Source organism: Lysinibacillus sp. VIII_CA, from assembly GCF_049943995.1.
Taxonomy (GTDB): domain Bacteria; phylum Bacillota; class Bacilli; order Bacillales_A; family Planococcaceae; genus Lysinibacillus; species Lysinibacillus pinottii.
Window position 1 is genome coordinate 386,407 of the sequence record NZ_JBNFXM010000002.1, and the last position, 14,297, is coordinate 400,703.

At 38.1% G+C, this 14,297-nt stretch carries 16 protein-coding genes; 15 read left to right on the forward strand and 1 reads right to left on the reverse strand.

All coding sequences use genetic code 11. From position 1 onward, the window contains the following. Positions 1–3 precede the first annotated feature (3 nt). The 11 genes from ACP3VS_RS05135 (at position 4) to ACP3VS_RS05185 (ending at position 8,847) form a co-directional block, all read left to right on the forward strand. Positions 4–723, forward strand: coding sequence for a sugar isomerase domain-containing protein (locus ACP3VS_RS05135; RefSeq protein WP_426388429.1), 720 nt, complete (start codon positions 4–6; stop codon positions 721–723). A 17-nt stretch (positions 724–740) separates the two neighbouring features. Then, positions 741–1,010, forward strand: a complete 270-nt coding sequence (locus ACP3VS_RS05140; protein WP_012295415.1) for an HPr family phosphocarrier protein — start codon at positions 741–743, stop codon at positions 1,008–1,010. Between the two features lie 109 nt (positions 1,011–1,119). After that, entirely contained in the window at positions 1,120–2,295 is a 1,176-nt protein-coding gene (locus ACP3VS_RS05145; RefSeq protein ID WP_426388430.1) for a GNAT family N-acetyltransferase, read from the forward strand. 227 nt (positions 2,296–2,522) lie between these two features. Continuing rightward, entirely contained in the window at positions 2,523–2,834 is a 312-nt protein-coding gene (locus tag ACP3VS_RS05150) for a PTS sugar transporter subunit IIB (RefSeq protein WP_031419261.1), read from the forward strand. A 16-nt stretch (positions 2,835–2,850) separates the two neighbouring features. Further along, positions 2,851–3,171 (forward strand): PTS lactose/cellobiose transporter subunit IIA, encoded by a 321-nt coding sequence (locus ACP3VS_RS05155; protein WP_012295412.1) that lies wholly within the window; start codon positions 2,851–2,853, stop codon positions 3,169–3,171. A 46-nt stretch (positions 3,172–3,217) separates the two neighbouring features. Continuing rightward, positions 3,218–4,546, forward strand: a complete 1,329-nt coding sequence (locus ACP3VS_RS05160) for a PTS sugar transporter subunit IIC (RefSeq protein WP_012295411.1) — start codon at positions 3,218–3,220, stop codon at positions 4,544–4,546. 24 nt (positions 4,547–4,570) lie between these two features. Continuing rightward, positions 4,571–5,653: a DUF871 domain-containing protein gene (locus ACP3VS_RS05165; protein WP_031419258.1), complete on the forward strand. Its 1,083-nt coding sequence runs from the start codon at positions 4,571–4,573 to the stop codon at positions 5,651–5,653. Between the two features lie 18 nt (positions 5,654–5,671). Further along, positions 5,672–6,703, forward strand: a complete 1,032-nt coding sequence (locus ACP3VS_RS05170) for an N-acetylglucosamine kinase (RefSeq protein WP_426388431.1) — start codon at positions 5,672–5,674, stop codon at positions 6,701–6,703. Positions 6,704–6,840: 137 nt separating this feature from the next. Continuing rightward, entirely contained in the window at positions 6,841–7,602 is a 762-nt protein-coding gene (locus tag ACP3VS_RS05175) for a tRNA threonylcarbamoyladenosine dehydratase (RefSeq protein ID WP_426388433.1), read from the forward strand. A gap of 127 nt (positions 7,603–7,729) precedes the next feature. Continuing rightward, positions 7,730–8,116 (forward strand): hypothetical protein, encoded by a 387-nt coding sequence (locus ACP3VS_RS05180; RefSeq protein ID WP_031419255.1) that lies wholly within the window; start codon positions 7,730–7,732, stop codon positions 8,114–8,116. A gap of 212 nt (positions 8,117–8,328) precedes the next feature. After that, positions 8,329–8,847: a hypothetical protein gene (locus ACP3VS_RS05185; RefSeq protein ID WP_012295406.1), complete on the forward strand. Its 519-nt coding sequence runs from the start codon at positions 8,329–8,331 to the stop codon at positions 8,845–8,847. A gap of 202 nt (positions 8,848–9,049) precedes the next feature. Here the strand turns inward: ACP3VS_RS05185 and ACP3VS_RS05190 are convergent, their stop codons facing one another. After that, entirely contained in the window at positions 9,050–10,339 is a 1,290-nt protein-coding gene (locus ACP3VS_RS05190) for a replication-associated recombination protein A (protein WP_426388434.1), read from the reverse strand. A 205-nt stretch (positions 10,340–10,544) separates the two neighbouring features. On the opposite strand from ACP3VS_RS05190, the gene cymR reads away from it, so the two are divergent. The 4 genes from cymR (at position 10,545) to ACP3VS_RS05210 (ending at position 14,194) form a co-directional block, all read left to right on the forward strand. Beyond that, positions 10,545–10,964: a cysteine metabolism transcriptional regulator CymR gene (cymR, locus tag ACP3VS_RS05195; RefSeq protein ID WP_008181126.1), complete on the forward strand. Its 420-nt coding sequence runs from the start codon at positions 10,545–10,547 to the stop codon at positions 10,962–10,964. 147 nt (positions 10,965–11,111) lie between these two features. After that, complete coding sequence (locus ACP3VS_RS05200; RefSeq protein ID WP_036217236.1) at positions 11,112–12,260, forward strand: cysteine desulfurase family protein; 1,149 nt, start codon at positions 11,112–11,114, stop codon at positions 12,258–12,260. Positions 12,261–12,335: 75 nt separating this feature from the next. Further along, on the forward strand, positions 12,336–13,460 hold the full coding sequence (gene mnmA, locus ACP3VS_RS05205; RefSeq protein ID WP_012295404.1) for a tRNA 2-thiouridine(34) synthase MnmA: 1,125 nt from the start codon (positions 12,336–12,338) through the stop codon (positions 13,458–13,460). Between the two features lie 74 nt (positions 13,461–13,534). Continuing rightward, on the forward strand, positions 13,535–14,194 hold the full coding sequence (locus ACP3VS_RS05210) for a tetratricopeptide repeat protein (RefSeq protein WP_012295403.1): 660 nt from the start codon (positions 13,535–13,537) through the stop codon (positions 14,192–14,194). The last annotated feature ends 103 nt before the right edge of the window (positions 14,195–14,297 follow it).

Genomic DNA, 14,297 nt, shown 5'->3' on the forward strand with positions numbered 1-14,297 from the left:
TATATGGATGCATATTTTACTGAAATTGAAAAGCTGATCCACGTTGTGAAGGAGAAGGAGTCTGCTTGTATAAAAGAAGCAGCACAAATTATTGTGCAACGCCTTCAAAAAGGTGGGATTATCCAATTATTTGGTTGTGGTCATTCACAGCTATTAGCACAGGAGGCCTTTTACCGTGCGGGAGGTTTAGTACCTGTTCGTCCGATTTTTATTGAGCCTCTAGCATTACATGCAGGTGCCATAGCCTCTTCAATTAATGAAAAGGACCCAGCAATTATTGAACAACATAAAAAGATATTTGACTTTCGTGAAAATGATATTTGCATTGTGATTTCAACTTCTGGAAGAAATTCAGCACCGATTGATGCTGCTCTATTAGCCAAAAATGCTAACGTATTAGTCCTCTCTCTCCAATCACTTGAATATAGAGAGCAGGCTACACGTCATCACAGTGGGCTACGACTGGAAGAAGTGGTAGATCACGTTATTAATACTCATATACCTATTGGCGATGGTGTTCTACATGCACAAAACATGCAATATGCACCTGCATCGACAGTTATCGGTTCGCTGCTATTGAATGCTTTATTCAGCGAAGTTATTGAAGAAATTGCAAAGACTTCAACCGAGCTGCCCATTTTTGTTAGCAATAATGTAGACTCCGATTGGTCACATAATGAGATAATGATTGCCAATTATCAAGATCGGATAGATTTCACATGAAAATGGAGGCGTTGTGAATGAAGAAAATGTATAAAATTACGACACCAGAAGGAATACATGCAAGGCCCGCTGCATTACTTGTCACTGCGGTTACACCATTCGAAAGTGACATTACCTTAACTTTTCAAGAGAAGGCAGTAAATTTAAAGTCTATTATGGGCGTCATGTCACTTGGGGTTAAACCAGGAAGTGTAGTGGAAATTTCAGCAGATGGTTCAGACGTTGAAAAATTATTTCAAACAATAACAGACATTATGGTGTCGAAGGAAATAGGAGAAGAGCTTTAAGGATTCAAGCAAGCAGTGGTTTCTTTTCAAGCCACTGCAGATGAATCTCATTTAACAGATTGTAGCTATTTAATTATAAGAATATTCAGTTTTTTAAAGGGGTGGTTTTTTGGACATTCGTATCATTTCACCGAATGATTATGAGCAGATTCATCAATTACGGGATTATTGTTTTCCAAATAAATATATAGGGCCACGTAGAGAGGATTTTCATTATTGGATCGAGCATAGTACAACACTAGGTGCCTATGATGCCAAAAAGGTGGTGGGGCAGCTATTAATCCTACCACTTAATATGACCGTGCACGGTATCAGCTACAAAATGGGGGGCATAGGGTTTGTCGCTACATATCCGGAGTATCGTCAGCAGGGAATTATAAAAAGACTGATGATAGAAGCCCTACGAAATATGCGTGAGAATGGGCAGACCATTTCTGTATTAGCCCCTTTCTCTGTATCCTTCTACCGTCATTTCGGATGGGAGCTGTTCTTCGAGAAGTTATATTACACAATACCACAATCAATGTTTCCTTCATTGGGAAGGCAATTAGATGTCATTAAACGGATGAGCTTTGAATGGCCAGACTCCGAGCTTTTCGAGAGGATCAAGGATTTTCAACAGGCAATGGCTATCTCTCAAAATGGTGGTATGATCCGAGATGATGCATGGTGGAAAAGAATTGAAAGAAGGAGCCCAGATAGTCATTTTGCTGCCTATTTAAACGAGGATTATGTAGAGGGATATATCCGATATACGATTCAGCATAATACGTTTGAAATTCAGGATTTTATTGTAGCAAATTATTCAGCAGAGCAAGCAATGTGGCGTTACATAACATCTCATGCAGCGAGTGTTAGTAGTATTAAAGGGGTTACTTCCAACCATATGCCATTTGGCTTTTATTTCGAAGAGCCACAATTTAAAAAGGAAGTTAAACAGGATGTAATGGTCAGAGTAGTCGATGTTTATGCATTTATGCAGCAATATCCTTGGAAGGATATTCATGAAACGTTGTATGTCCGTATTGAAGATAAGTTTTGTCAGTGGAATGAACAAATCTATGAAATAAATAAAAGTGGTCATGTCTCAATAATTAAGACAAATTCGATCATTGACATGCATATGTTAACATTACCAATTAATCTTTTTTCAGCAATGACGGTGGGCTATCTGTCAGTAAAAGAAGCTGTTATGTATGCAAATCAACCTATAGATAAGAAGGTTATTCAGCATTGGCAGTGGGCATTATCTACCGAAAAACCAGCATTTCATGAATATTTTTAAGGAATGAATAGTCAGGAATATTAAAATTTTTTTGAATTCTTTTGTGGACTATACCAGATAAGTAGAATCGTTTATTTTTCTATACAAGAACAATAGCCCAATTTTGTAAATAGTTCTAAAAGTAGAAAATTACTGTAAAAAACATATTGTGGTATATACCAATAGGTGCTATTCTCAAATTAAGTAAGCGATTACACGATTGGAAAATGAAAAAAGGAGTGTTACGAATGAAAAATATTATGTTAGTGTGTGTAGCCGGTATGAGTACTAGTTTATTAGTATCAAAGATGCAAAAAGCTGCACAAGAGCAAAATATTGAGGCAGATATTTATGCAATTGCAGAAGGGGAAGTTGAAAAAGTACTGGCGACTAAAAAAGCTGATGTGCTGTTATTAGGTCCTCAAGTACGCTATTTAAAGGGCTCGTATGAAACAAAATTCAAGGGCATGGATTTCCCAATCGATGTCATTAATATGGCAGATTACGGCATGATGAATGGAGAAAAAGTCTTGCAGCAAGCATTACAATTAATAGGTTAAAGGAGACTCGAAGGGGATGGAAGAAACAGCATTAATGGAATCCATTATGGGGCTTATTGTTCATAGTGGTCATACAAAAAGTGAATGCATGGAAGCTCTTCAACTGGCAAAAAAGGGACAGATAGACGAAGCAAAGGAAAAGATTAAATTAGCGAATGAGGCATTGATTGAGGCGCACCATTCTCAAACAGGTTTATTATCACAAGAGGCAAGGGGAGAAAAAGTCGAAGTATCGATGTTATTAATTCATGCGCAGGATCATTTAATGAACGCTATTACATTTCGGGATTTAGCACAGGAAATGATTGAATTATATGAACGAATCAAAGGGGAGTAACATCAAATTTTGATGTCACAATAAAAAGCAAAGGGAGTGTATGAGAATGTTCCGTTTTTTAGAAGAAAAATTTGTACCGGTTGCTGCTAAGGTTGGGAATCAGCGTCATTTAGTTGCCATTCGTGATGGATTTATTACGATCATGCCTTTGACGATTGTAGGATCACTGGCTGTACTTATTAACAATTTGCCTATCAAATTTTATCAAAATGCACTCGATGCCATTTGGAAACATGAGACATGGACACAGTTTGGAGGTAATGTCTGGGGCGCAACATTTGGAATCATCTCACTATTATTAGCCTTCTCTGTTGCCTACCATTTGACAAAAAGCTATGACAAGGATGCACTATCCGGAGGGGTTATCGGTCTTGCCAGTTATATGACGTTTGGAACGTTTGGGGAAGGTGGTTTAACAGGATTAACGACAGGTACGGGAGGAATATTTGTTGCCCTTATAACGGCTCTAATTTCCGCAGAGCTGTTCTCACGATTATCGGGTAACCCTAAACTACTGATTAAAATGCCTGCAGGTGTACCATCGGCTGTATCCAAATCTTTTGCTGCATTACTGCCTGCAATTATTACGATCGGATTATTTGCATTAGTTCGGACAATTATTTCGGCTGGCTTTGATGTACCAGATATTATTGGATCGTTTTATTCGTCAATTCAAGAGCCTTTTATGGGCTTAACAAATACATGGGTAGCTGGTCTTATTTTAGCTTTCATTCCTACGTTTTTATGGTCATTTGGTATACATGGCGCGAATATTATCGAGCCATTTATGCAATCCATTAACCTACAAGCAATTGATGCTAACGTTGCAGCTATTTCTGCTGGTAAGGTAGCACCGTATATTATTAATAAACCGTTCTTCGATGCATTTATTAATATGGGTGGATCAGGCACAACGATTGCCTTAATTATTGCCATCTTCATTATTGCTCGTAAAAACAAACAATATAATACAGTAGGAAAGCTATCAGCTGCTCCTGGATTATTTAATATTAATGAACCATTATTATTTGGTTTACCAATTGTATTAAATCCAATCTTATTTGTACCATTTATTTTGACACCAATGGTCAATGTGACGATTGCATTCTTCGCAACAAAATGGGGGTTTGTGCCTGCGGCAACCATTGCGGTTCCATGGACGACACCACCGATTATTAATGGTTTCCTAGTAACACAATCTTGGCGTGGAGCCGTATTAAGTATCGTTTTAATTGTAGTAGCTATATGCATTTACTTGCCATTCCTTTCTATGGCAAATCGCATGGCAAAGCAAAACGAACAAAAAGCTGCTTCAGCGGCACAGGGTGAACAATCACCTGTAGCCCAAACGGAAGGCCAAAAGGTAGAAGTATAAGCGTTTACTAACGGAGGGTTTGAAGTGAAGAGATTAGGTATTTCGCTATATCCACAGCATAGTACACTAGACGAAATGAAGCGTTATGTTCAGCTTGCTCATGACAATGGTTTCGATCGTATTTTTACATGTTTGATGTCATTAAGGCAGGAAGAAGAACGACAGAAATTACAACAAATAAATCAATTTGCACAGCAATTGGGTTTTGACATTTCTGCAGATATAGCCCCAGCCGTTTTTCAAGAGCTAAATTTAAGCTATAAAGATATAGGGTATTTGAAAGAGCATTATCATTTAGCTGCTTTGCGTTTAGACATGGGTTTCTCAGGTCAGGAAGAAGCATTCATGTCACTTGATGCCAGTAATCTAAAAATTGAATTAAATATAAGTAATGGTACGAAATATGTAGACAATATTTTATCGTACCGCCCGAATAAAGAAAATATTATCGGCTGTCATAATTTTTATCCGAGACAATTTACAGGTTTATCTCGTCAGCATTTTTTACAAACCTCTCAACAGTTTAAAGCAAATAATATTCGGACAGCTGCCATGATTTCCTCTCAGCATGGTAAGTTTGGACCATGGGAAGTAACAGAACAAGGTTTACCAACATTAGAGGAGCACCGTCACCTTCCCATTACGGTGCAGGCAAAAGATTTATGGCATACAGGGTTAATTGATGATTGCATCATTGGCAATATGTATGCATCGGAGGAAGAAATACGAGCTTTAGGACAATTAAACCGCCAGAAGCTTGAATTAAAGCTTGTTCAGTCAGCAGATACGAGTATATTAGAGGAAACAATTCTTTATAAGGAACAGCATTTTAATCGAGGCGATGTATCTGAGTATGTGATTCGCAGCACACAATCTCGCGTGAAATACAAAAATGGTGACTTTCCTGTGCATAATACACGACCATTAAAGATGGGTGATGTCACAATCGATAATAATTTGGATGTTCGATATAAAGGTGAGCTACAAATCGTACTAAAGGAAATTCCAAATGCTGGGTCAAGTAATGTTGTCGCAAGTGTTGTCGAAGAAGAACAATTTTTACTAGCGCACATTCAACCATGGTCGTCATTTGGTTTTACGAAATGAAAATAAGAGAGGAAGGGATTGAGCTATCAATCTCTTTTTCTTTATGCGAAAGGAAATGGTGTTATGTATGTTTTAGCCATTGATGGTGGAGGCACCAAAACGACAGCGATTATTTGTGATGAAAAAGGTCAATGCTTTGCCCAAATAGACACAACTCGCAGTAACCCCACAGCTATGGACCAACCATATTTCGAGGCAACCATTCATTCAATCATGCAAAGTTTACAGCAACAAAATCCTCAAATAGTAGCAGAGGTGACGAGCTGCTTTGCGGGTATGGCGGGTGTCATGGAGCTTCAAGCTGAGAGCATGGTGGAATCTATATTACGGCAATATGTGTGTGACTCCGCGACCATTAAGGTAGACAATGATGCGTTAATCGCTCTTTATGCGGGTACACTGGGAAAGGCAGGAATTGTTCAAATCGCGGGGACAGGCGCTATCACAATGGGATATGATAAGCAGCAGCATTATCACCGAGTAGGCGGTTGGGGATATCTGTTTGATGATGAAGGAAGTGGCTATGATTTAGGTGTCCAATTACTAAAGGCTGTTCTACAAAGCTATGATGGCAGGGCTCCTCGTACTATATTGACAGAAGCTGTAATGAAGCATTTCTCAGTAGATGATGTACCACAATTAATTGCCTGTGTTTATGGAGAGGAGCATCCGCGCACAGTCATCGCGCCAGTGAGTGCCTATATTGTTGCAGCGGCTGATGATGGTGATCTAGTAGCCAAGAGAATCATTGAGGAAGCCTGTCAAAACTATTTTAAGGCAATTAAAGCATGCTATTTACGGATGGCGTGGGGGCAAGAAGAAGTGCCTGTCGTCCTATGTGGAGGCGTATTTACGAATGAAAATTACTTTGTTCCAAGGCTTCAAGCAATGGCAATGGAGCAGACATTACCGTTCCGCTTTAAGACCCCTGCATTACCCCCAATAGGAGGAGCTGTCATTGCCGCCCTTCAACAAATAAATGTCCAGTATAGTAATTCTTTTATAGAGACCTTTCAAAAAAATATGTATAATGAAGTACAGAGCAATTGAATCGATTCAATTGCTCTATTTTTTTCTTTCTAATTTTCACTTGATGTATAACATGATAAAATGTAATATAGGTTTTGATTTTATCTTAGTATATAACTAGGTTTACTAATAAAATTTCATAGATGGAGAGTGTCAGGATGTTACATCAATTTTCACGTAACGAGCTCGCTATAGGAACAGAGGGTCTCGAAAAATTAAAAAATACAACGGTTGCTATTCTTGGTGTAGGTGGCGTTGGATCATTTGCTGCTGAAGCATGTGCACGAAGTGGTATCGGCCGAATTATATTAGTCGATAAGGATAATGTAGATATTACCAATGTGAATAGACAATTAGTAGCGTATCTATCTACAGTTGGACAATCTAAATCAGCTATTATGAAAGAGCGCATTGCAGATATTAATCCCGATTGTGAAGTCATTGATATGCATATGTTTTATACGGAAGAAACGTATGAAAAATTTTTCGCACAAGGCATTGATTATGTAATCGATGCAAGTGATACAGTCATGTATAAAATTCATATTATGAAAGAATGCTTAAAGCGTAATATTCCTATTATTTCTAGTATGGGTGCTGCGAATAAGATGGACCCTACTCGCTTCCAAATTGCAGATATTTCAAAAACACATACAGACCCACTAGCAAAAATTATACGCACAAAGTTACGTAAAGAAGGAATCCATAAGGGTGTGACAGTTGTATTTTCGGATGAAAGTCCGATTGTCGTACGTCCAGATGTGGTTGAACATGTAGGGAAGCCGGATGCTGCAATTCGTAAAGCGAAGATGCCACCTTCTTCCAATGCCTTCGTGCCATCAGTTGCAGGTTTAATTGCAGCAAGTTGGGTTGTTAATACGATCTTAAAAGATGTGAAAATCACACGCGTACAAGGTTAATACCCTATAAGATTTCAAAAAACAGCATAATGAATCATTTTCGTAGAAGTAGCCGCCTTTATTATTTTTAAAGGGGCTACTTTTTCTATGTTACAATAAGATCGTTATAAAAAGGAGGCATATACAGATGGAAAAAATTTATCAAATGGAGTATAGAGGTTTAAATCTATTCGATGAAATAAGCACTGTCGAGTTGGCTATAGATGAAGAGAAGCAAACGATACATATTTATGATATCGGACAGGTTGTAAGCCCCATTTTTAATTTTGATGTATCTGCCTATGAATTGTCAGATGGATTTTATAAAATGGCCGATATTTTACGGCATAAGAAAATATTAACGAATGAACAAGCAGGTAGTGACCTAACATTGAGTGAATGGTTAATTAAAAACAATGCTTATTTTTATATCCCGAATAAACGTATTAAAAAATATGTCCAGGGAAGTATTGTGGAAATTGTTGATCGAACAATGGAACAAGCGCTATTTGATGAATATGTACAAAGGGTATAATTTTACCAAAATAGTTCTTCTTATGTGCATAAAATGCTATTAATTCACGAAATTGTCTTATTTTTTTCATGTCCCCACTACTCTAATTGGTTTATTGCTATAATTTGAATAATTCCAATAGATAATCGATCAGTTTGTTTGGGATGCTTTGAGCTAATCAAAAATAGCCATGAAGTGCGAAATCAACAAATGACAAATGGGAGAGTGGGAAAATGGAAATTCAAATTATTCGAGATCATTTAGATATTGTCAAGCTTCAAGAGAAAATGAATGCCATTGTATTTGATTACTTAGACACATCTGATAATTATCCGAAAGCGATGCGAGAATTGAATCCTTTATATACACAAGTGACAACTTTTTATAAGGAATATATCGATAATCGGTCAGGGGAAATCCCTAGTGCAAATACGTATTGGCATTTGTTTATCGACTGTAGTGCCAAGCTATGCTATTTTTTAGCTGCTTCAACGTTCTATTCATCTAATGCTTTACAAAAGACGCCTAATAAAGTGGAGAAGTTATTACATATTGCGGCCTCTTCTTTGCCTAGCATCGATCAAGAGGAAAATGAGCAATTATTGACAGATATTTTTACCCTCATGGCTGAAGTAGTAGAGGATAAAGAAAAAGTGACTACTTTGCGTAATGAAGTGCTCGTACAAAAGGGTGATGTAAAGAAATGTCTACAACAGTTTAAATTATTTGTTGATCATGAATTGAATATCTAGACAATTGAAGAAAGTCTATTTTCTGAAAATAGACTATAGATAAGAATCTACGTGAACTTTTGTAATTATTTCTAGTTTTCAACAACGGTACGTGTTGAAAAATGGATGTATTTGCCCATTCAAGTTTCGTGGGTTCTTTTTTTTGTATTTAAAAAAGCAAAGTCGCTTCTAAAGATAGAAGGAAGGACTTTGCTCTGGAAAACTATTTTTTATTTTGATGAAAAGATTTAAGCTTTTCGTAGATACTAGCCATGCGTTTTTCCTCACCTGCAACAACAGGTTTATAAAACTCGGTGCCAACAAGCTCATCGGGTAAGTATTGTTGGTCTACCCAGCCACCGAATGTTCCGATGGGTGTGTTATGAGGATACTGATACCCAACATGACCTAAATCTTTTGCCCCTGCATAATGAGCATCACGCAAATGATGAGGGATACCCCCCGTTTTGCCATCATGAATCGCCTTTATCGCTTCATCGATTGCCAGAATAGCTGAATTAGATTTTGATGCTAAACACATCTCAATAACGGCACTTGCAAGTGGGATACGTGCCTCTGGTAATCCAAGACGTTCTGCTGCCTGAACTGCGGCTAGCATATGAGGACCTACCTCAGGATTAGCAAGGCCAATATCTTCATACGCCATGACAAGCAATCGTCTGCTGACAGCCACTAAATCACCAGTTTCTAATAAATGTGCTAAATAATATAGTGCGGCATTGGTATCACTGCCACGGACAGATTTCTGCAAGGCAGAAAGTAGATTATAAAAATGGGAGCCCTTTTTATCACCATAAACACCAATTCGGCTAATCAGGTGATCAATAATATGATTGGCTGCAATCGTTTGCCCTTCCACTTCATCACTTGCATAATAAATAGATTCTAGCAAAGTCAATGCCTTTCGTGCATCTCCATTAGCTGCTTCTGCAATACGCTCTATTTGTGAATCTGTTAAGATAAAATGATATTTACCTAAGCCCCGCTTTTCATCTGCAAGTGCTTTTTCTACAAGCTCCATTAGATTTTCCTTGGTTAATCGTTTTAGTTGATATATCTCACCACAGCGAGAACGAATAGCTGGATTGACATCGTGGTAAGGATTTTCTGTTGTTGCACCGATTAACACAATCGAGCCGTTTTCAACATGCGGTAGCAAAGTGTCTTGTTGTAATTTATTGAAGCGATGAATTTCATCTAAAAAAAGTAGAACTTTCCCTGAGATTCTAGCTTCCTGGACAATATCTTCCACATCTTTTTTACCAGCTCGTGTCGCGTTAAGTGCGAAGAAAGGGAGCTGAGAGCTTCCAGCAATTGCATTTGCAATCGAGGTTTTGCCTATGCCAGGTTCTCCGTAAAGCAACATGGAAGGGACATGTTCATTTTGAATCATTTTATATAGAGCTGTGTTTGGACCAATAAAGTCCTGATGACCTACAATTTCATCAAGTGTTAAAGGGCGCATTCGAAAAGCAAGTGGTTCATTGTGCAATATAAATCCCCCTTTCAGTCGGTGTCATTTTACATTCATCCATTTATTTGCACTAAAATACAGTGCGGATAGTGGATCACTGAATAATGTTGAATCGCATTATTTAGTATATCATATCCTTCTAGGTGTATTTCCGAGTTCATCAAGAGGAGATTATGATATACTGTTGGTAGTAATTTTGACTAGACTAATTGAGGGTGATAAAATGAAAATTTCAACAAAGGGCCGTTATGGGCTTACGATTATGATTGAATTAGCAAAGCATTACGGAGAGGGTCCTATTCCTTTACGTAAAATTGCTGCCGAAAAGGAGCTTTCAGAGGCGTATTTAGAGCAATTAGTGTCACCGCTTCGTAATTCAGGCTTAGTAAAAAGTGTACGTGGCGCTTATGGTGGTTATATGCTAGCAAATCCACCGAGCGAAATTTCTGCAGCCCATGTTATTAGTGTACTAGAGGGGCCAATTCAACCAGTAGAGGGCATTGAAAACGAGGAAGCACCACAACGAGAGTTATGGTTGCGCATTCGTGACGCAGTAAAAAATGTGTTAGATACAACAACAATTGAAGATTTAGCACAATACACAGAAGAAAATGTAGCGGAAGGCTATATGTTCTATATTTAAAATGTTTAAGCTAAAGCGCTGCTTCCCATACGTATCATAGTTGAGTTGAAACATAAATGGTGAAACTGTTTGTGCACACGGAATGTTTTTCATAAACTTATGATAAATGAGGGTTCCAGCGTTTTTTATTAAAAAGGAGTTTTCAACATGAATTCATATATCTATCTCGATCATGCGGCCACATCACCGATGAATGGCCAAGTTATAGAAGCGATGACGACTGCCATGCAACAGGTATTTGGCAACGCATCCAGTATCCATGGGGCAGGTCGAGAAGCGCGCAAATTTCTTGATGATGCTCGCGACATATTAGCCAAATCTATCGGTGCTCAGGCGGGAGAAATAATCTTTACAAGTGGTGGTACTGAAGCGGATAATACGGCAATTCTGGGCACTGTCTATGCACGAGCTAAAGAGGGAAAGCACATCATTACAACACAAGTAGAGCATCATGCAGTGTTACATACATGTGAAAAACTTGAACGAGACGGCTTTGATGTGACTTATTTACCTGTGGATAAGACAGGACGTGTAGCTGTTGAGGACGTCCAAAAAGCACTTCGTGATGATACTATTTTAGTAACAATTATGTATGGGAATAATGAAGTCGGTACGATTCAGCCTATTGCTGAAATTGGTGAGCTATTGCAAGGGCATCAAGCTACTTTCCATACAGATGCAGTTCAGGCATATGGTTTAGAACAAATTGATGTGGGTCAATTAAAGGTAGATTTATTGAGTGTATCAGCTCATAAAATTAATGGGCCTAAAGGAATTGGGTTCCTTTTCCAAAAGGCTGGAACACCTTTAGCTAATTATGCCTTAGGTGGTGCACAAGAGAAAAAACGTCGTGCAGGAACTGAAAATATACCAGCAATTATTGGCTTTGCGACAGCTGTGCAAGTTGCAAATCAGTTGCGTGAAGAAAAGCGTTCACTATACAATCACTTTAAGCAAATTATGCTTGATGTATTTTCACAGGAAAATTTAGCGTTCCATATTAATGGTGATGAAGAGCAGTCATTGCCACATGTTTTAAATATTAGCTTTGAGGGCATGGAAGTAGAATCATTTTTAGTAAATCTTGATATGGCAGGAATCTGTGTATCTAGTGGTTCTGCATGTACCGCTGGGTCGATTGATCCATCACATGTGTTAGTAGCCATGTTTGGACAAGGTACAGAGGAATTACGAAACTCTATACGATTTAGCTTTGGTCAGGATTTAACAGAAAAAGATATACGTGACGCAGCTGAAAAAACAGCACAAATAGTGAAAAGACTAGCAAAAAGATAATTTGTGAAGAACATGTTAGGTTTCTACAATTGATGAAGCATTAACTGTAAATAGATAAAAGAAAAGGTGACCACAATGAAAGAAACACGTGACCCCTCTCAAATTCGCGTTGTTGTCGGCATGTCTGGTGGGGTAGATTCGTCGGTGGCTGCGTACTTGTTAAAACAACAAGGTTACGAAGTAATCGGGATCTTTATGAAAAACTGGGATGATACTGACGAAAATGGTGTTTGTACAGCAACAGAAGATTATGATGATGTCATAAAAGTATGTAATCAAATCGGCATTCCCTATTATGCTGTAAATTTTGAGAAACAGTACTGGGATAAAGTTTTCACATATTTTTTAGAAGAATATAAAGCAGGACGTACACCAAATCCAGATGTCATGTGCAACAAAGAAATTAAATTTAAAGCATTTTTAGAGCATGCGATGAGCCTGGGCGCTGATTATTTAGCGACAGGTCACTATGCACGTATCGATCGTAGTGGTGACGGAGAAGTAAAAATGTTACGTGGTGTGGATAATAATAAAGATCAAACATACTTTTTAAATCAACTATCACAGGAGCAATTGGCCCATGTAATGTTCCCAATTGGCGATATTGAGAAAAAAGAAGTGCGTAAAATTGCTGAAGAAGCAGGATTGGCAACAGCGAAGAAAAAAGATTCAACGGGGATTTGTTTCATAGGAGAACGTAATTTTAAAGAATTTTTAAGTCAATTTTTACCAGCCCAACCTGGTAATATGGAGACGATGGATGGCGTTGTCATGGGAAAACATGACGGTTTAATGTATTATACACTTGGGCAACGACATGGTCTTGGTATTGGTGGAGACGGTGAACCTTGGTTTGTGTTAGGGAAAGATTTAGAGCGTAATGTTCTTCTTGTTGGACAGGGTTTTGACAATGAGCATCTATATTCTACTTCATTATCTGCTGTAAAAATGAACTATACTTCGACAAAAAAATTGCCTGGGAAATTTTCTTGTACAGCGAAATTCCGCTATCGTCAAACTGATACACCAGTAGAAGTTGAACTATTAGCAGATGGCCGTACTCATATTACATTTGCAGAGCCTGTTCGTGCTATCACTCCAGGACAAGCGGTGGTTCTTTATGATGGAGAAGAATGTATTGGCGGCGGAACAATTGATGAAGTCTTTAAAAGTAATGAAAAACTAACATATGTTGGATAACTTGCGCTAAGACTGCTTTTATTGCCATGTGGCTTCATGGAAGCAGTCTTTCGCTACATAGAGGTGGACAAATAATGAATTATAATGAACAGGGCATTCAAGCGTTTCAAGATAAACGTTATGAAGAGGCTGCACAACTATTTACAAAGGCGATAGAAGCGGAACCTGAAAATGCTATTGGTTATGTAAACTTTGGCAATTTATTAGCAGTCTTAGAGGATACAGAACGTGCAGAGCGTTTTTTCCAAAAGGCTATTACCGTGGATGAGACAGCGGCTACAGCTTATTATGGCTTAGCAAACCTCTATTATAATGCAGAACGCTATGCAGAGGCTGTAAAACTTTATGAACAAGCACTTAAGCATCATATTGAAGGCGCAGATGTGTATTATATGATGGGGAAATGCTTTGAGCGTATGGAAAATTCAAAATTAGCATTGCCTTATTTACAAAGAGCCGTGGAAATTGCTCCCGAAGACACACAGATTCGTTTAGCCTATGCAATCGTGCTATGCGCACTAGAAATGTTTGAGCAAGGGAAGAAGGAACTGGATCTTTTAATTGAACAGGACTGGAATAATGCAGATGCTCACTATAATTTAGGGGTATTGTATGCAGTGTCTACAGAGCAAACAGAAGATGCCATGTATCATTTAAAACAGGCCTTTACCTTACAGCCGGAATACGATCAAGCACGTTATATTTATGATATGATTGCTCAGCGATTTAACTAATAGATAAAAGCAGCAAGTGTGATTGGATGAACTTGCTGCTTTTTTATGTAGTTTATAGTGGGGTGTTGATAGAAAGAATGTGGATCAAATTCTTATGATTACT

Excerpts from the sequence above, each read along its gene's own strand:
- ACP3VS_RS05210 (WP_012295403.1), top strand. The coding sequence starts at position 13,535 with ATGAATTATAATGAACAGGGCATTCAAGCGTTTCAAGATAAACGTTAT.
- ACP3VS_RS05160 (WP_012295411.1), top strand. The coding sequence starts at position 3,218 with ATGTTCCGTTTTTTAGAAGAAAAATTTGTACCGGTTGCTGCTAAGGTT.
- ACP3VS_RS05150 (WP_031419261.1), top strand. The coding sequence starts at position 2,523 with ATGAAAAATATTATGTTAGTGTGTGTAGCCGGTATGAGTACTAGTTTA.
- ACP3VS_RS05185 (WP_012295406.1), top strand. The coding sequence starts at position 8,329 with ATGGAAATTCAAATTATTCGAGATCATTTAGATATTGTCAAGCTTCAA.
- ACP3VS_RS05180 (WP_031419255.1), top strand. The coding sequence starts at position 7,730 with ATGGAAAAAATTTATCAAATGGAGTATAGAGGTTTAAATCTATTCGAT.
- mnmA (WP_012295404.1), top strand. The coding sequence starts at position 12,336 with ATGAAAGAAACACGTGACCCCTCTCAAATTCGCGTTGTTGTCGGCATG.
- ACP3VS_RS05135 (WP_426388429.1), top strand. The coding sequence starts at position 4 with ATGGATGCATATTTTACTGAAATTGAAAAGCTGATCCACGTTGTGAAG.
- ACP3VS_RS05175 (WP_426388433.1), top strand. The coding sequence starts at position 6,841 with ATGTTACATCAATTTTCACGTAACGAGCTCGCTATAGGAACAGAGGGT.
- cymR (WP_008181126.1), top strand. The coding sequence starts at position 10,545 with ATGAAAATTTCAACAAAGGGCCGTTATGGGCTTACGATTATGATTGAA.
- ACP3VS_RS05140 (WP_012295415.1), top strand. The coding sequence starts at position 741 with ATGAAGAAAATGTATAAAATTACGACACCAGAAGGAATACATGCAAGG.
- ACP3VS_RS05200 (WP_036217236.1), top strand. The coding sequence starts at position 11,112 with ATGAATTCATATATCTATCTCGATCATGCGGCCACATCACCGATGAAT.
- ACP3VS_RS05155 (WP_012295412.1), top strand. The coding sequence starts at position 2,851 with ATGGAAGAAACAGCATTAATGGAATCCATTATGGGGCTTATTGTTCAT.